Source organism: Halobiforma nitratireducens JCM 10879, from assembly GCF_000337895.1.
GTDB lineage: Archaea > Halobacteriota > Halobacteria > Halobacteriales > Natrialbaceae > Natronobacterium > Natronobacterium nitratireducens.
Window position 1 is genome coordinate 49,851 of the sequence record NZ_AOMA01000125.1, and the last position, 17,433, is coordinate 67,283.

Annotated in this window: 16 protein-coding genes; 13 read left to right on the top strand and 3 right to left on the bottom strand. The window is 65.9% G+C overall.

Annotation, left to right across the window (positions count from 1 at the left end; translation table 11 throughout):
- The first annotated feature begins 139 nt into the window (after positions 1–139).
- Positions 140–2,248 (top strand): formate dehydrogenase subunit alpha, encoded by a 2,109-nt coding sequence (gene fdhF, locus C446_RS12485; protein ID WP_049920212.1) that lies wholly within the window; start codon positions 140–142, stop codon positions 2,246–2,248.
- 151 nt (positions 2,249–2,399) lie between these two features.
- Here fdhF and C446_RS12490 read toward each other — a convergent pair whose 3' ends face one another.
- Both C446_RS12490 and C446_RS12495 read right to left on the bottom strand, forming a co-directional pair.
- Positions 2,400–2,828 carry a hypothetical protein gene (locus C446_RS12490; RefSeq protein WP_006673474.1) on the bottom strand — a complete coding sequence of 143 codons (429 nt, stop codon included), beginning with the start codon at positions 2,826–2,828 and terminating at the stop codon, positions 2,400–2,402.
- A gap of 72 nt (positions 2,829–2,900) precedes the next feature.
- The gene (locus C446_RS12495; protein WP_006673475.1) at positions 2,901–3,590 is read right to left on the bottom strand and encodes a hypothetical protein; all 690 of its coding nucleotides are present in this window, start codon (positions 3,588–3,590) and stop codon (positions 2,901–2,903) included.
- A gap of 139 nt (positions 3,591–3,729) precedes the next feature.
- Here C446_RS12495 and C446_RS12500 point away from each other — a divergent pair, with 139 nt between their 5' ends.
- Together C446_RS12500 and C446_RS12505 are read left to right on the top strand one after the other, a co-directional pair.
- Positions 3,730–4,461, top strand: a complete 732-nt coding sequence (locus C446_RS12500) for a VOC family protein (RefSeq protein ID WP_006673476.1) — start codon at positions 3,730–3,732, stop codon at positions 4,459–4,461.
- A gap of 117 nt (positions 4,462–4,578) precedes the next feature.
- Complete coding sequence (locus C446_RS12505; protein ID WP_006673477.1) at positions 4,579–5,076, top strand: YciE/YciF ferroxidase family protein; 498 nt, start codon at positions 4,579–4,581, stop codon at positions 5,074–5,076.
- Between the two features lie 82 nt (positions 5,077–5,158).
- On the opposite strand, the gene C446_RS12510 is transcribed toward C446_RS12505, so the two are convergent.
- Entirely contained in the window at positions 5,159–5,449 is a 291-nt protein-coding gene (locus tag C446_RS12510) for a DUF5779 family protein (RefSeq protein ID WP_006673478.1), read from the bottom strand.
- A gap of 145 nt (positions 5,450–5,594) precedes the next feature.
- On the opposite strand from C446_RS12510, the gene C446_RS12515 reads away from it, so the two are divergent.
- The 10 genes from C446_RS12515 (at position 5,595) to C446_RS12560 (ending at position 17,394) form a co-directional block, all read left to right on the top strand.
- A complete protein-coding gene (locus C446_RS12515; protein WP_049920213.1) occupies positions 5,595–6,188 on the top strand; it encodes an AsnC family transcriptional regulator in 594 nt (197 codons plus the stop codon).
- 224 nt (positions 6,189–6,412) lie between these two features.
- The gene (locus C446_RS12520) at positions 6,413–7,774 is read left to right on the top strand and encodes a LeuA family protein (protein WP_006673480.1); all 1,362 of its coding nucleotides are present in this window, start codon (positions 6,413–6,415) and stop codon (positions 7,772–7,774) included.
- A 434-nt stretch (positions 7,775–8,208) separates the two neighbouring features.
- Complete coding sequence (ilvB, locus tag C446_RS12525) at positions 8,209–10,041, top strand: biosynthetic-type acetolactate synthase large subunit (protein WP_006673481.1); 1,833 nt, start codon at positions 8,209–8,211, stop codon at positions 10,039–10,041.
- Positions 10,038–10,718, top strand: coding sequence for an acetolactate synthase small subunit (gene ilvN / locus C446_RS12530; RefSeq protein ID WP_006673482.1), 681 nt, complete (start codon positions 10,038–10,040; stop codon positions 10,716–10,718). The genes ilvB and ilvN overlap by 4 nt, the downstream gene beginning before the upstream one ends.
- A gap of 1 nt (position 10,719) precedes the next feature.
- Positions 10,720–11,769 carry a ketol-acid reductoisomerase gene (gene ilvC / locus C446_RS12535; protein ID WP_006673483.1) on the top strand — a complete coding sequence of 350 codons (1,050 nt, stop codon included), beginning with the start codon at positions 10,720–10,722 and terminating at the stop codon, positions 11,767–11,769.
- Positions 11,770–11,895: 126 nt separating this feature from the next.
- Positions 11,896–12,213, top strand: coding sequence for a hypothetical protein (locus C446_RS12540; protein WP_394295213.1), 318 nt, complete (start codon positions 11,896–11,898; stop codon positions 12,211–12,213).
- Complete coding sequence (gene leuC, locus C446_RS12545; protein WP_006673484.1) at positions 12,210–13,631, top strand: 3-isopropylmalate dehydratase large subunit; 1,422 nt, start codon at positions 12,210–12,212, stop codon at positions 13,629–13,631. Before C446_RS12540 ends, leuC begins: the two co-directional genes overlap by 4 nt.
- Positions 13,631–14,278, top strand: a complete 648-nt coding sequence (leuD, locus tag C446_RS12550) for a 3-isopropylmalate dehydratase small subunit (protein WP_006673485.1) — start codon at positions 13,631–13,633, stop codon at positions 14,276–14,278. Before leuC ends, leuD begins: the two co-directional genes overlap by 1 nt.
- 274 nt (positions 14,279–14,552) lie before the next feature.
- A complete protein-coding gene (locus C446_RS12555; RefSeq protein WP_152419434.1) occupies positions 14,553–14,897 on the top strand; it encodes a hypothetical protein in 345 nt (114 codons plus the stop codon).
- 100 nt (positions 14,898–14,997) lie between these two features.
- On the top strand, positions 14,998–17,394 hold the full coding sequence (locus tag C446_RS12560) for a S8 family serine peptidase (RefSeq protein WP_006673487.1): 2,397 nt from the start codon (positions 14,998–15,000) through the stop codon (positions 17,392–17,394).
- Positions 17,395–17,433 lie beyond the last annotated feature (39 nt).

The following is a 17,433-nucleotide window of genomic DNA, read 5'->3' on the forward strand; positions in this document are numbered from 1 at the left end:
GGGCGTCGATGGTGGGACCGTCGACTGACCGCGACTCGTGTTCGTGACCGCGAGTGAGGGTGAACCCGAGCACGATCGCGGCTGCCGAGGATCGACTACGAACGCGAACGCGAACACGAACGACGACGAGAGATACACCATGTCAAGCGACCAGTCAGACCCGGTCAAGACGATCTGTCCGTACTGCGGCGTCGGCTGTGGCATCCAGATCACCGGCGGTGACGAGCCGTCGGACGTCCAGTTCATGCCGTGGGGCGGTGCCCCCGTCAACGAGGGACGTGTCTGCATCAAAGGCGGCGCAGCGACGGAGGTCGTCGATCACGAGGACCGACTCACCGAGCCGCTCATCCACGAAGACGNTGTGTATAAGAGACAGGCCTACGACCGCGTCGTGAGCGAACTCGAGCGCATCCGCGAGGAGTACGGCCCCGACGCGATGGGCTTTTTCGGCTCCTCGAAGACGTTCAACGAGGAGAACTACCTCCTCCAGAAGCTCGCCCGCCGGTACGGGACCAACAACGTCGACAACTGCACGCGGATGTGTCACGCCTCGACGGTCTGGGCGCTGCGGACGAGTCTGGGCGCAGGGGCGATGACGAACAGCATGGCCGACCTCCGCGAGGAGTGTGACCTGTTCTGGATTCAGGGGGCGAACCCGGGTGAACAGCATCCGATCGCCAACAGCCAGTACTTCCGGCAAGCGGTGTTAGACGGCGCGACGGTGATTCAGGTCGATCCCCACGCGAACAAGACCACTCGCTCCTTCGGGATCGACGAAACCGATCGCCACCAGCACCTCCAGTTGAACCCCGGCACGGACATTCCGCTGCTAAACGTCGTCCTCAAGACGATTCTCGAGCACCACGAGGCCCACCCCGAGGACGGCTGGATCGACGAGGAGTTCGTCGCCGAGCGTACGGAAGGGTTCGAGCACCTGCGAGAGACGCTCGCGGACTTCGACAAGGCGGCCGCCGCCGAGGAGTGTGGACTGGAGCTCGAGGAGATCGAGCTGGCCGCCGAGAAGTACGCGAAAGCCGACAACGCCGCCATCTTCACGGGGATGGGGATGAGCCAGCACGCCTGTGGCGTCGACAACGTGCAAAACGAGATCAACCTCGCGTTGCTCACGGGCAACCTCGGTCGGCCCGGCACGGGCGTCAACCCGCTGCGCGGACAGAACAACGTCCAGGGGACCTGCGACGTCGGCGCGATGCCGAACGTCCTGCCGGGCTACCAGCTCGTCGACGACGACGAGGCCCGCGAGTCCGTCGAGGAGGTGTGGGGATTCGACCTACCGGACGAGCCGGGCCTCACGAACGTCGAGTGTTCCCACGAGTTCGGCGACTCGGTGAAGGGACTGTACGTCATGGGCGAAAACCCCGTGATGAGCGAACCCGACGCCAACCGGGTCGAAGAACGTATCCAGGAAATCGAGTTCGTCGTCGTACAGGACATCTTCCCGACGGAAACCGCAGAGTACGCGGACGTGATCCTGCCGGCGACGACCTGGGCCGAGCGCGACGGCACCGTCACCAACACCGACCGGCGCGTCCAGCGGATGCGCGGCATCGGGAGAGTTCACGAAAACACGAAACACGACCTCGAAATCCTCTCCGAGATCGGATCACGTCTCTTCGATCCCGTGGACTTCGACTTCGACGGCCCCGAGGCAGTCTTCGAGGAACTCCGCGCGGTGTGTCCGATCTACCACGGGATGAGCTACGACGCGCTCGGCGAGGAGGGGCTGCACTGGCCCTGTTACGAACCCGGCGACGAGGGCGACCCCTACCTCTACGCCGACGAGTTCGATACCGAGAACGGGCTCGGCCGGATCGAAGGTGTCAGCCACCAGCCGCCGGAGGAGACGCCGGACGACGAATACCCCCTGATCCTGACCACCGCGCGCCTCGAGGAACACTACAACACCGGGACGATGAGTACCCGTTCGCCGACGCTGAATCGGCAGACACCGGAGAACTTCGTCGACATCCATCCCGCGGACGCCGACCGATACGGGATCGAGGACGGCGACGAGGTCGTCCTCAAATCCAGGCGGGGCGAAATCACGGTCGAGGCGCAGGTCACCGAAGACATCACGGAAGGCGTCGTCTGGACGACACCACACTTCGCGGCCGCCTCCGCGAACCGGCTCACGAACGACGTACTCGACGAACGGGCCAAGATACCCGAGTACAAGGCCGCGGCCGCGGAGATCGACGTGAGCCTCGAGCCACCGGGAGACGAGTGATCGCTCTCGACGTTTTGTCGATCGACTGACGGCTGCGACGAGACGGATTTTACGGTGATCGACCTCGAGACGGTTGACTGGCGTACTCCCGGCAGGTCCTTCCCGCCGACGACACGGTGAACTCTCGAGGCACCCGGTACGACCCGAGCCCTCACGCCGAGAACGACTGCTCGGGTGGCTGGGCGTCGATGATCTCGAGTGGCTGGCGTTCGCCGGTCCGATCGAACGCACCGAGAGAGTCCTCCTCGTCGGTCCAGGGTGGTACCGCGACGAAGATCACCTCCGCGAGGTCGTCGCGTTTGGTGACCTCGAGCTCCCGCAGCGGGTGAGAGACGAACTGGCCCTGGGCCTGTCGGGCCGGCGTCGAGAGGTCGACGCCGAAGACGGCGTTGACCGCGTTGCCGGGGTCGGGGAGGAAAAAGTCCGTGAACACGGGCGTCTCCGACGGAATGGAGTCCGCGTCGCGACCCTCGAGCTCGCGGGCGGGCGTTACGGAGACGCCGGTCTCGATGCAATCGGGATCGGCGTCGCTCGCGAGATCGAGCAAGACGTCGACGAGCGCCCGCGTGATGTAGACCACGTCGCACCTTACGGACGGCGGGTAATTAGGTGTATTCCCCGCAAGTGCATCGCTCGTCTCGCCGTTTCGAACCTAGACGGGAAGCAGCGACCGCACCGTCTTTGCATACAGCAGCGGCGTCCGTCGGCGCGAGCCATCGAGGGCGTCCTCGAGCGCAGCGGTCGCCTCGGAGAGCACTCCCGATCCGTGGCCCACGAGGACCCGTTCCGGACGGAGGCCACCGAGCGTGCTGCGAGGCGGCACGGCCCGCCGCATCGGGTGGACGCCGAGACGCTCGTCTCGGACGCAGAAGTAGTCAGCCGCACCGAGCGACTCGGCGACGACCAGCGTCCCGCCGTCGGGATCGTAGAGCGCAGCCTCCTGCCAAAATCGGTTGTCAACCACCGTGTACGCCTGTAGGCCAGTGTCGGCGAGTTCGTCGTCGAAGCGGGCGATCGGGGTCTCTTCGGGCAGGTCCTCGGCAACCCCCTCGAAGAAGTCGGGCAGGTAGACTGGCACGTCGTGGCGGTCGGCGACCGACGCGGCGTCGCGTTTGTGCCGGTCGAGCAGGACGACGACGCCGGCGACCTCGCCGAACTCGGCGAGCAGGTCGTCCAGTTCCTCCGCGTCGACGGGGTCGATCACCCAGACCTCGCCGTCGATCTCGAGGGCGTGGCTGGCCCGTCGCATGCGCTCGTCGGGGTGGGCGATCCAGCCGACGCCGCCGTCGAAACGATCGATCTCCTGGAAGTCGGTCGCGCGCTCGTCGATGCGGAAGCTCATGGAATCTACCGTCCCTAGGGACGCTCGCCTCATAAACGGGGCCCAAACGGCAACACCGGCGATCGCGGTTTATCTTCCGTCTGCAGTTTCGACCCCGACCGGCGACGGTTCTTTTATCGCGCCTCGAGTAGGGACGGCCGTGCTCACTCGACTGGCCTGGCTCGCGCTCGAGGTCAAGTACCTCGAGCCGGCGCGAACGTTCTACGAGGAGACACTCGAGATGGCCGTCCGCGACGACCGCGCCAAGACGACGGCCCGAAGCGACGACGCCGGCGACGGTCCATCCGAGGTTGCCCTCGCCGCCGGCGACACCGATCTCGTGCTCCGTCGCCCCACTGGCGTTCCGCGAGGCGGGCTCCACACCCACTTCGCGCTCTCGGTCCCCGCCGACGAGTACGACGACTGGTGGGACCGCCTCGAGAAGCGGGGCTACGACCTCGAGGAGGCCCAGTTCGGCCCCGCGAGCTCGCTGTATCTCTACGATCCCGACGGGAACTGCGTCGAACTCGGACAGCGAGACGTCGAGGGGCCGGGCATCGACGGTCTCTTCGAGGTCGTCCTCGAGGTCGAGGACCTCGAGCGGGCCGAGACGTTCTACGCCGATCTCGGGTTCGAGACCGTCGATGCGGGCGACGATCGCACTCGCGTCCGGATGGATGGGCCGATGGCGCTGGAGCTGTGGGAACCTCACCTCGGGATCGCCGACGCCCGCGGCGGGGTCCACGTCGATCTCGGGTTCGAGACGAGCGAGCCGACCGCAGCGCTCGAGGGGGTCTCCGACCGGGTCGCTCGGGTCGACGAGGTCACGGACGAGCGAGTGGTCCTCCGTGATCCGGACAGTCACGTGTTGACGTTCGCGACGAACCCGTAGCCAGGCGCTCGCGGCGCGTTTGGCTTCGACGGTCGAACGATCCGTCTCCCGTCGCCGTCCGCTCTTGCAAGCCGACGACTTATCGACGCCAGCGGCTCAGGCCAAGACGGACTGTCCATGACCATCGATTCAACAAAAGACCTCTTCGTCTCCGGCCTGAAACACGCTTACTACACCGAAAAGCGCCTCCTCGACGCCCTCGAGGAGCTCGAGGAGACATCTACGAACGAGAAACTGCGGTCCGGCTTCGCCCAGCACCGCGAGGAGACGAACGTCCAGATCGACCGCATCGAGGAGGTGTTCGACCAGCTCGACGTCGAGGCAGAAGCCGAAGAAGACCCCGTCGTCGAGGGGATGATCGAGGCACACGAGGCGTTTATGAGCAAGGACCCAAGCGACGAGGCGATCGACCGGTTCAACATCGCCGCGGGCCAGCAGTCCGAACACTACGAGATCGCCACCTACGGGAACCTGATTCCGATGGCCGACCAGCTCGGGATGGACGACGCTGCCGATACCCTCGAGGAGACGCTGCGCGAGGAGCAAGACGAACTCGATAGCCTCTCGGAGATGGGCGAGGAGTTTGATTACGGGGAGCTATCGGTGTCGCAGTGAGCGAGCCAAGAGGAGCGGTCCGGCGAGTTCGTCGATCGCGACCGTGATCGTGGCAGTGACCGTGTCCGAGGTCCGGACGGACCTACAGTCGCTCCGTGTTCACGTCAACACCCGGCGGCGTCACGATCAGGAACCCGCGGAAGTGTACCAGGTTTCCACCGCCCTCTTTCACATCGCGGGCGAAGTCCGAGGCCAACTCGTTGACGTCGCCTTCGACGTTCAGGACCAACACGTTTCCACTCGAGATCGCCTCGAGCCACTGCTCTCCCGGCGTCGTCCCGTCGAGGACGCCGAGCACGATGCTCCCCTCGAGGTCGAGTTCCTCGTCGATGTGTTCCTCGACCGCTCGCAGATCGAGGTCGAAATCGCTCATGTGGGCCCCCTCGAAGCGCGACGAGAAAAACGTTCCTCTCGAGGGGAAGACGACGAAACCGACCTCGCTGTGTGACCCTCGGGACGATCACCGAACGGATCGAACACGGGATACACTCTTTTCGTTTCCCTTCGAACTCGACGGTATGCGTGACCTCGACGAAACCGACCTCGAGATACTCGAACTGCTCACCGAAGACGGCCGGCGGCCGTACAAGGAGATCGCCGACCACGTCGGGCTCACCCCGCCGGCGGTCTCCGACCGGATCGCCCGCCTCGAGGAACAGGGCATCATCCAGGGCTTTACGATCGACGTCGACCGCGAGAAACTGCGCGGCGAGACCGCCACACTGGTCGAGCTCGAGCCCGCGCCGGCAGCCGTCGGCGATGTCTACAGGGCGACCGCGGAACTCGAGGGTGTCGAGGCGATCTACGAGGGGATGGACGGCCGGGTGCTGGTCCACGCTACGCTGTCGACCGACGACATCCGCTCGTGGCTCGAGACCGAACTCGATCTGAGCGATCTCGAGGGGTACGACGTAACGTTGCTCTCGCGGTCCGATCGTCGGGTCGGCGTCTCGGCGGCCGGCTTCGCCCTCGAGTGTGTCGTCTGTGGGAAGGAAGTCACCGGCGACGGGGTCACGGCGACGGTCGGCGGGGAGGTCAAGACGTTCTGCTGTCCCTCTTGTGAAGATCGGTACGTCAGTCGCTACGAATCCCATCAGGACGCACTCGACTGATCCATTGGTGGACGAACGAACGCTATCCCCTCGTCTGGTGGACGAACGACTAGGTTCGGGTCGAAGAATTACCTCGAGGTGACCATCCGTCAACTCAGCGGCGCGCGCCAGCGTAATCGAACCCGAAAAATCGCTATTACCGAGTGGTATCTCCCCGCCGTGGCCGGTCGGTGGCGAACCGGGACCATATGATACCATGTCGTATTACCTGTATTAGGCCGTTGATGTCGTGTGGTTTTTCGAAACTGTTCGACCGGGAACACGACCCGTCGGCGGTCAATTCCGCCATCGGCACCAGATTTATATACGTTCTCCCGCCTGGGATTGGATTACAATGTCTGTACAAGACGAGCAGTCCTCTGACACCAGTCAGGGGGGTCGAGTTCTTCCAGGGCACGTTAGATTCCACTGACGAAATAGAGTCAGCACGTGTTTTCGACACGACCCTGCGAGACGGTGAACAGTCGCCCGGTACTTCGTTCTCGTACGACGACAAGCGACAGATCGCCTCGATCCTAGACGAGATGGGGACCCACGTTATCGAGGGTGGGTTCCCCGTCAACTCCGATGCGGAGTTCGAGGCCGTTCGCGATATCGCGTCTTCGACGTCGACGACCACCTGCGGGTTGGCCCGCGTCGTCGACAAAGACATCGAAGCGGCACTCGATTCCGGCGTCGAGATGGTGCACACCTTCGTCAGCACCAGCGACGTCCAGATTGAGGATTCGATGCACGCCACGCGAGAGGACGTCCGGGAACGCGCAGTCGAATCGGTCGAACGCGTCAAAGAGGCGGGCGTGACCTGCATGTTCTCGCCGATGGACGCGACTCGAACTGACGAGGCGTTTCTGGTCGACGTCGTGGAAGCGGTCTCCGAGGTCGGCGTCGACTGGATCAACGTCCCCGACACCTGCGGCGTCGCCACGCCGGGGCGGTTCCGGGAGCTGATCGCGAAAGTCGGCGACCACACCGACGCCCGGATCGACGTCCACACCCACGACGACTTCGGGCTGGCGACGGCCAACGCCTTGGCCGGCATCGAGGCCGGCGCTGACCAGGCACAGGTGTCGGTCAACTCCATCGGCGAACGGGCCGGCAACGCCGCCTACGAGGAGTTCGTGATGTCGGTCGAGTCGCTGTACCAGACCGACACGGGCATCGACACGACCCGCATCACCGAACTCTCCGAGATCGTGGCCGACAAGAGCGGGATGGACACGCCCGGCAACAAGCCGGTCGTCGGCGACAACGCGTTCTCCCACGAGAGCGGCATCCACGCCGCCGGCGTCATCGAGAACTCCGATACCTTCGAACCCGGCGTGATGACCCCCGAGATGGTCGGCGCACAGCGCCGACTGGTCATGGGCAAACACACCGGCACCCACTCGGTACGCGAGCGACTCGAGGAACGGGGCTTCGACCCCTCCGACGAGGAGGTCCGCGCGGTCACTCGCCGCGTGAAAGACTACGGCGCGGAGAAGCGCCGTGTTACCGTCGGCGACCTGGAACGGTTCGCCGAGGAAGCCGAAGTCCCTCGTCGCACCGAGGACGAAAGCGAGCGAGAGCGGGAGGAGGTGCGCGCCTGAGAGATGACGGCGTCTTCCCCGATTTCTACCGGTCGTGAGCGACGGGTATCACAATCGCGCTCGAGGACGGCGCTTGGGGCCACCGACGTGATCGACTCCCCTGAGCGCGAACGTTGCCCCGCTCCCAACAGTTATGTCCCTCGAGGCACCTACTCGTTGAGTAACGATGCAACGCGCTCCCCTGTCGGCTCGCACCCGGGACGGCAGCGGCGCGTTCGCCGCGATCCGTATTCGTATTGTAGGGGCGTACTAGCCCCTCTATTACTCCGTACCCACGATTTCGGCTTCGCCGTCGCATCGATTCTCGAGCGACCAGTTTCCACGCAGATGAGCAACCAGCCACACACATCCACGACCGGACGACGGGCGTTCCCGCCCGCGTCCGCGGAGCACGATACGGATCGTAATCGCCAGCCTACGGCGGGTGAGTACCGATGAGCGAACGCGCTGCAACCGTTTCGCCACCGGACGAACGAGCACAAGAAGAACAGAAACACGACCGAGACGCGTCCACGGCCGACGGGACGCCCGACCCGGTTACGTCGGGCGCGCAGGCAGTCGTCCGTGCACTCGAGAACGCCGGCGTCGAGTACGCCTTCGGGGTCCAGGGCGGCGCGATCATGCCCGTCTACGACGCGCTGTACGACTCCGAGATCACGCACGTGACGATGGCCCACGAACAGGGCGCGGCCCACGCGGCCGACGCCTACGGCATCGTCGCGGGCGAGCCGGGTGTCTGCCTGGCCACGTCGGGACCGGGCGCGACGAACCTGGTCACGGGCATCGCGGACGCCGACATGGACTCGGACCCGCTTGTCGCGTTGACCGGCCAGGTTCCGACGGAGTTCGTCGGCAACGACGCGTTCCAGGAGACCGACACGACCGGCGTCACGACGCCGATCACGAAGGACAACACCTTCGCGGCCGACCCCGACCGGGTCGGCGACGACGTCGGCGAGGCCTTTGCCCTCGCCGGCGAGGGCCGTCCCGGTCCGACACTGGTCGACCTGCCGAAAGACGTCACGAACGCCGACACCGAGGCCGAACCCGCCACGCCGGAGACGCCCGACACCTACGAGGTCCAGGAACGAGCCGATCCCGAAATCGTCGCGGAGGCGGCCGAGCGCATCGAGGCTGCCACCCGTCCGGCCATGCTGCTGGGCGGTGGCGTCATCAAAGGCGAGGCCAGCGAGACCTGCCGTGAGTTCGCCATCGAACACGAGATTCCCGTCATCACGACGATGCCCGGCCTCGGCGCGTTCCCCGAGGACCACGAGCTGTCGATGGAGATGGCGGGCATGCACGGCACCGGCTACGCCAACATGGCGATCACCCACTGTGACACGCTGATCGCCGTCGGTACCCGGTTCGACGACCGTCTGACCGGCGGCATCGAGACCTTCGCCCCCGACGCGGCGGTCATCCACGTCGACATCGACCCCGCCGAAATCTCGAAGAACATCCACGCGGACTACCCGCTGATCGGCGACGCCGACACCGTCGTCTCCCAACTGGCCGAGGCCGTCGATGCCTCGCCCGAAGCGACGAAGTGGCGCGCCCAGTGCCAGCAGTGGAAGTCGGAGTACTCGATGGCCTACGACGTGCCGTCAGAGCAGAGCGGTGACGAACCTTCGACTTCGTCGAAGATGCCCGAGGACGAGCCGGTTCAGCCCGAGTTCGTCGTCGAGGCCCTAGACGAGGCCACCGACGACGACGCGATCGTCACCACCGGCGTCGGCCAACACCAGATGTGGGCCTGCCAGTACTGGACGTTCACCGAGCCCCGGACGTGGGTCTCGAGTCACGGTCTGGGGACGATGGGCTATGGCCTGCCGGCGGCGATCGGCGCGCGACTGGCGGCCGACGACGACCAGGAGGTCGTCTGTGTCGACGGTGACGGTTCGTTCCTGATGACGATGCAGGGGCTCTCGGTCGCGGTCCGTGAGAACCTCGACATCACGGTCGCCGTGCTCAACAACGAGTACATCGGCATGGTCCGACAGTGGCAGGACGCCTTCTTCGAGGGCCGTCACGCCGCCTCGGACTACAACTGGATGCCGGAGTTCGACAAGCTCGCCGAGGCCTTCGGTGCACGCGGGTTCCGGATCGACGACTACGACGAAGTCGCCGATGTCATCGCCGAGGCCGTCGCCTACGACGGTCCCTCGGTGATCGACGTCCACATCGACCCCGAAGCGAACGTCTACCCGATGGTCCCAAGCGGTGGCGACAACGGTCAGTTCGCCCTGACGGAGGACCAGCTATGAGCGGGAACGACCGACAGCGCGGACTCGAGGGCCCGCCACCGGAAGAGCGGCCGACGCCGGACGGCCGGCGCAACGAGCAGGGGATTCGTATCGACCCCGAGGTCGAGGCGACCCACGACCCGCGACGGACAGTGATTTCGGCGCTGGTCAAACACGAGCCCGGCGTCCTCGCCGAGGTCTCCGGTCTGTTCTCGCGCCGGCAGTTCAACATCGAGAGTCTAACCGTCGGCCCGACGACCGACGAGGACCGCGCCCGGATCACCCTCGTCGTCGAGGAGCCCGACCCCGGGATCGACCAGGTCAAAAAGCAACTGCGGAAACTGATCCCGGTCGTCTCGGTTCGGGAACTCGAGCCCGACGCCATGCGTCGGGAGCTAGCGCTGGTGAAAGTCGACGCGGCCGACCCCGCGCAGGTGGCGGCCGTCGCCGACATGTACGACGCCACCGCCGTCGACTCGAGTCCGGAAACGGCGACGTACGAGGTCACGGGCTCGCGTCAGAAGATCGAGGCCGCGATCGAGACCTTCGAGCAGTTCGGCATCCGCGAGGTCGATCGTACCGGGATGACCGCGCTGGCCCGCGGCACGGACGAAACGACCGGGCCGACGCCCGCGGAAGCGAGCGTCTCGGCCGTCGAAGACGCGACGCAAACGAAATACACTGCGGACGACGATTAACATGACTGACGAGTTCACTACCGAGATCTACTACGACGACGATGCGGACGTATCGACGCTCGAAGACGACACCGTTGCCGTGCTGGGCTACGGCAGTCAGGGCCACGCCCACGCGCTGAACTTAGCGGAGAGCGGCGTCGACGTGGTCGTCGGCCTCCGTGAGGACTCTTCCTCGCGGTCGGCAGCCGAGGCCGACGGACTCGCGGTGACGACGCCAGCCGAGGCGGTCGCACAGTCGACCTACGTCTCCGTGCTCGTCCCCGACACCGTCCAGCCGGCGGTCTACGAGAACGCCATCGAACCGAACCTCGAGGCAGGCGACACCCTGCAGTTCGCCCACGGGCTGAACATTCACTACAACCAGATCACCCCGCCCGAGGGCGTCGACGTGACGATGGTCGCGCCGAAGAGTCCTGGCCACCTCGTTCGCCGAAACTACGAGAACGACGAAGGGACGCCCGGGCTGCTTGCGGTCTACCAGGACGAGACCGGTGACGCCGACGAACGCGCGCTCGCGTACGCGAAGGCGATCGGTTGTACTCGTGCCGGCGTTATCGAGACGACGTTCCAGGAGGAAGTCGAATCCGACCTCTTCGGGGAGCAGGCAGTGCTCTGTGGCGGCGTCACTGCCCTGGTCAAGCACGGCTACGAGACACTGGTCGACGCTGGCTATTCGCCGGAGATTGCCTACTTCGAGTGTCTGAACGAGCTCAAGCTCATCGTCGATCTGATGTACGAAGGTGGAAACATGGAGATGTGGAACTCCGTCTCCGACACCGCCGAATATGGCGGTCTCACTCGCGGTGAACGCATCGTCGACGACAGCGTCCGCGAGAACATGGAGGAAGTCCTCGAGGAGGTCCAGAACGGGGAGTTCACCCGCGAGTGGGTCCTCGAGAACCAGGCGGGTCGCCCGAGCTACACCCAGCTTCGCCAGGCCGAGAAAGAACACGAGATCGAGGAGGTCGGCGAACGCCTGCGCGACCTGTTCGCGTGGGCCGAAGAAGCCGACGCCGACGGAACCGAGCCGGAGGTTCCGGCCGACGACTGACGCGTATCGCTAGACGACCATACACCACACCAACCGACAATGAGCGACCACGAGACGACCCGATCGAACGCGGAGCGGAACCGACCACGACCGACAACCACAGCGAACCCGTCGACTGACGGCACGATGAGCACGATGGGCGCGATGGGCGACATCAGCCACACGAATCCCTACACAGGGGAAACAGCCGGCAACCTGTTCAACCGCGGCCCGATCGTGGCTACCGACGGGGGCGAACCGGCTGCGACTGATCCGAACGGGAACGGGAACGGGAACGGGAACGCGAACGCGAACAGGACCCAAGAGCGAACGACCACCGACACCGAGCCCACGTCGAAGACGATGAAAGACATCGAGCACACACCGCCCCACGACGCCGACGACGCGAACGATGTCTTCGAGCGTGGCGGCGAACACGATCCCTCCGTAGAGGCCGAGGAATGAGCGAGGGGACGCTGTACGACAAGGTCTGGGATCGCCACAGGGTTACGACCTTGCCGACCGGGCAGGATCAGCTGTTCGTCGGTCTCCACCTCATTCACGAGGTGACAAGCCCCCAGGCCTTCGGCATGCTGCGGGAGCGAGACCTCGAGGTCGCCTATCCCGAGTTGACCCACGCGACGGTCGATCACATCGTGCCGACGGCAGACCAGTCTCGCCCCTACGAGGAAGACGCCGCCGAGGAGATGATGGCCGAACTCGAGGCGAACGTCCGCGAGGCCGGGATCGACTTTTCCGATCCCGACAGCGGCGACCAGGGGATCGTCCACGTCATCGGTCCGGAGCAGGGGCTGACCCAGCCGGGCAAGACGATCGTCTGTGGCGACTCCCACACCTCGACCCACGGAGCCTTCGGCGCGCTCGCGTTCGGGATCGGCACCAGCCAGATCCGGGACGTGCTCGCGACGGGCACCGTCGCCATGGAGAAACAGCAGGTACGGAAGATCCAGGTCGACGGCGAACTCGGCGAGGGCGTCGAAGCCAAGGACGTCATCCTCGAGATCATCCGTCGTCTGGGAACCGAGGGCGGCGTCGGCTACGTCTACGAGTACGCCGGCTCCGCCATCGAGGACCTGGGCATGGAGGGTCGGATGTCCATCTGTAACATGTCCATCGAAGGGGGTGCTCGCGCGGGCTACGTCAACCCCGACGAGACCACCTACGAGTGGCTCGAGGAGACCGATTACTTCCAGGACCCCGAGCGGTTCGAGGAACTGAAACCGTACTGGGAGTCGATCCGATCCGACGAGGACGCCGAGTACGACGACGTCGTCACGATCGACGCCGACGACCTCGAGCCGGTCGTCACCTGGGGGACCACTCCCGGCCAGGGGATCGGTATCACCGAGCCGATTCCTGCCCCGGAAGAACTGCCCGCGGACAAGCAGGAGACTGCCCGTCGCGCACAGGAACACATGCGCGTCGAGCCCGGCGAGACCATGGCGGGCTACGGGATCGACGTGGCGTTTCTCGGCTCGTGTACGAACGCCCGCCTGCCGGACCTGCGACGGGCGGCCCGGATCGTCGAAGGCCGCGAGGTTCACGACGACGTCCGTGCGATGGTCGTCCCCGGGAGCCAGCGCGTCCAGGAAGCCGCCGAGCAAGAGGGGCTCAAAGCCGTCTTCGAGGAAGCCGGCTTCGACTGGCGCAATGCCGGCTGTTCGATGTGTCTCGGTATGAACGAGGACCAACTCGAGGGCGACGAGGCCTGTGCCTCCTCGTCGAACCGGAACTTCGTCGGCCGCCAGGGGAGCAAGGACGGCCGGACGGTGTTGATGAACCCGCGGATGGTCGCTGCGGCGGCGATCACGGGTGAAGTGACAGACGTTCGTGACCTGCCGGAGACGGAGGTGACCGCGTAATGGCGGGCGAAGACGACGAGATCGACATCCCGGCAGTCGACTCGGTCTCGGGTTCGGGTATCCCGATCCAGGGCAACGACATCGACACCGACCAGATCATCCCGGCGCGGTTCATGAAGGTCGTCACCTTCGACGGACTGGGCGAGTTCGCCTTTTTCGACCAGCGGTTCACCGAGGACGACGACCTCAAAGCCCATCCGATGAACGAGGACCGGTTTCAGGACTCCTCGATCATGGTCGTCAACAGCAACTTCGGCTGTGGCTCCTCGCGCGAGCACGCTCCCCAGGCGCTGCTGCGCTGGGGGATCGACGCCCTGATCGGCGAGAGCTTCGCCGAGATTTTTGCGGGGAACTGCCTCGCGCTCGGCATTCCAACCGTCACGGCCGACGCCGAGACGATCGCGGAGATACAGGACTGGGTCGACGAGCATCCCGACGGCGACCTCGAGATCGACGTCGCGGCCGAACAGGTCACGTACGGCGAGACGACCGTCGCCGTCACGGTCGACGACGCCCAGCGCAAGGCGCTGGTCGAGGGCGTCTGGGATACGACGGCGCTGATGAAGTCCAACGCCGGCGAAGTGCGGGAGACGGCCGCGGACCTGCCGTACGTCGAGTCGGATCGGATTTCCGACGCCGCCGACTGACGGTCCGTCCCGTTCGTGGACTCCCGGGAGACACGCGTTCCCTCGAACGAGTTGACGCCTGGGCGATGTCGACGATCCGGCCACAGTCTCGCTCGCGGACGCTACCGTCCGCTTCGAGTACGCCGGCTATCGGGTGGCGATCGGCCCCGGCCCCGTGACGTGGGGTGACCGCGGTGGAACGGACCTCGCGCTCGGAGGTCGACCCCTGACCGGCAAACGAGGCCCTCGAGCACAGTAGCGAAGAAAACATTTTCTTTGACAAACACGAACGAACATGAACCGCCCATATCGGTACACGGGTGCTCTCGTTGCCGCGAGTGGGGTTACTGCCGGCGTCGCGAGGACAGGGCAGTCACAGTCACTGCACCTTCTTCTGGCGACCTTCCTGACGGTTGTGCTCGCCAGTGCCGTTTTGCTTCGGTACCCCGCGTTGCTGTGGGGGCGAAAGACCGACGATCGGGCGGCTGCAGCGGTGTTCGCCGGCGGAACGTCGTTCGGCGTCATGTCACTGGGATACGGCGTCGGCGAGACGTTTCAGGTCGGAGCTGCCGTTCTCGGGTTCGGACTGGCACTGCTCGGGATGGCAACGGGCGCGTGGATGGCAGACGAACGCCAGTAACCGTCGCTCGACGGTGGTTTCGCGACTCCGCAGTCCTCGCGACTGGACTCTTCACCGCCGACAGGCACGTTTAACCAGCCGGAGTGTCTCGAGCACGGTAATGTCTCGCCTGACGATCGGTCCCCGCCCGGTCGGGCGACAGTCGAGAACGGCAGTTGCAGTCGTCCTCGGGCTCGCAATCGTGCTCGTCGCCGTGATCGCCCTCGCCGGCGTACACGGCGTGGCTGCGGCCAGCCCGTCCGATTCCGACTCCGCCCTCGCCCCCGCCCCCGACGAACCGGCACCGACACTCGAGAACGCCACCGACCCGACTCCCGACTTCGCGACGACCGACGCCGGCGGCGCGACGATCGATCCGGCTCTCGAGAACGCGAGCGGTGAGATACGGGTCATCGTCGAGTTCGAGCCCTCCGATGTCGACGCCACCGCCGACGCTCGCCGGGCTCACGCCACTGCGACCCAGGCACCGCTCGAAGCGTACGCGGCCGAAACAGCCGCCGTCGATCTCGAGCGGGGCTTCTGGATCGCAAACGTCGCGCTCGTGACGGTCGATACCGAGCGAGCGTCCTTCGAGGAGGTAGCAGCCGTGCCGAACGCGACTGCAGTTCGGCCCGAAGAGGTCGTCACGCCTGACCGCGCCGACGCCACCGACGAGGCCGGGGCGTCCCTCGTGGACGAGGAATCGAGCACTGCCCCCTCGTACGCCGACGGCCTCGAGCAACTGGCCGTTCCGCGTGCGTGGGACGAGTTCGATACCAGAGGGGAGAACACGACGGTTGCCGTACTCGATTCCGGCGTCGACGGCGACCACCCCGACCTCGAGATCGACGGCTGGAAGGATTTCTCCGCGGACCCCTCCGAGGAACCGGTCGACTACGACGGGCACGGCACCCACGTCACCGGGATCGTCGGGGCCGGCAACGAGAGCGGCACTCATCTGGGGGTCGCACCCGAGGCCGAACTGCTCCACGGGGCGGTCATCACCGAATGTGAGGACCGCTGTGTCGGCCGGGAGTCGGTGGTCCTCTCGGGTCTCGAGTGGGCCGTCGAAGCGGACGCCGATGTCGTCACGATGAGTCTCGGCTGGTCGCAGTTCCGCCCGAGCGTGATCCGGGCCGTCGAGCACGCGAACGACGCCGGGACGGTGGTCGTCGCAGGCGCAGGCAACGGCGGCGAAGGGACGTCCCTGTCGCCGGCGAACGTCTACGACTCGATCGCCGTCGGTGCGATCGTCGATCCGGACCGCGTCGCCGGCTTTTCCGCGGGCGAGGAGATCGACACCGACGACGCCTGGGGGTCGGCCGCGCTCGATCACTGGCCCGACACGTACGTCGTTCCGGACATCGTCGCGCCCGGTGCAGGCATCGAGAGTACGGCCCCTGGCGGCGAGTACGACTCCCGCAGCGGGACCAGCAAGGCCGCACCCCACGTCGCCGGCACGGTCGCTCTGGCCCAGTCGGCGACCGCGGACGACCTCGAGCCCAAGACAGTCGCGGCCGCTCTCGAGACGACGGCCTGGAAACCCGACGGCGAACCCGAGCAGCCGGACACGCGGTACGGCGCGGGGATCGTCGACGCAGTCGCGGCGATCGACGAGGTCGGCGATCACGGAGCCATCTCCGGGACCGTCACAGATGGTGTGACAAACGCCTCGCTCGAGGGGGCGACAGTCGAGATCGTCGCGGAGGACGGCGAAAGTGTCGAGACGACCACCGACGCCGACGGCGCGTTCGAGCGGCTCGGCCTCGACCCCGGTGCGTACGAGGTCGTCGTCGAGAAGCCCGGATACGGGACGGCCCACGAATCGATGACCGTCGATACCGACGAGCAGGTCGCCCTCGAGATCGCCCTCGCTGGAGCGGGCGAGATCGAAGCGACGGTGACCGACGTTCACTTCGAGAGCGGGATCGGAGACGCGACGGTCGTCGCGAACGGCAGCTACGGGACGTACCCGGGGACAGTCGAGAACGCGACCGATGGCACCTACCGGATCGCGAACGTGCCGGCGAAGGGAGACGAATACGTCCTCGAGTTCCGTGCGGACGGGTACGAGGACGCGACGCAGACGGTGACGATCACCGGGGACGGTGACCGGAAGACGGTCGCGGAGTCGGTCGCACTCGAGGGCGATGCCGCACTCGAGATCACCGTCGAGAGCGAAGACGGCGGGGCGATCCCCGATGCCGAGCTACTGCTCGAGCGTGACGACGGAACGGCCGCCGAGATCGACGACCGAACGGACGAGAACGGGACGGTGCTGGCGACTGTTCCCGGGACGGGCGAGGCGTACGTGCTCGAGGCGTCAGCGGACGGCTTCACGACGGATGTCGTCGAGACCAGCTCCGTCGAGAGCGGTGTGACCGAAACCGTCACGGTGGTGCTCGCCGAGCCGCTGTTGCCGATGCCCGGCTTCGGCGTTGCGGTGGCTGCGCTCGCACTTTCACTCGCGCTCGCGGCGGTTGCGCTGCTCGCCACACGAGCGGCGGACCGACAGTGAGCCGCGTCGCACGCTGACGCGGTCGAGAACGGAAAGATG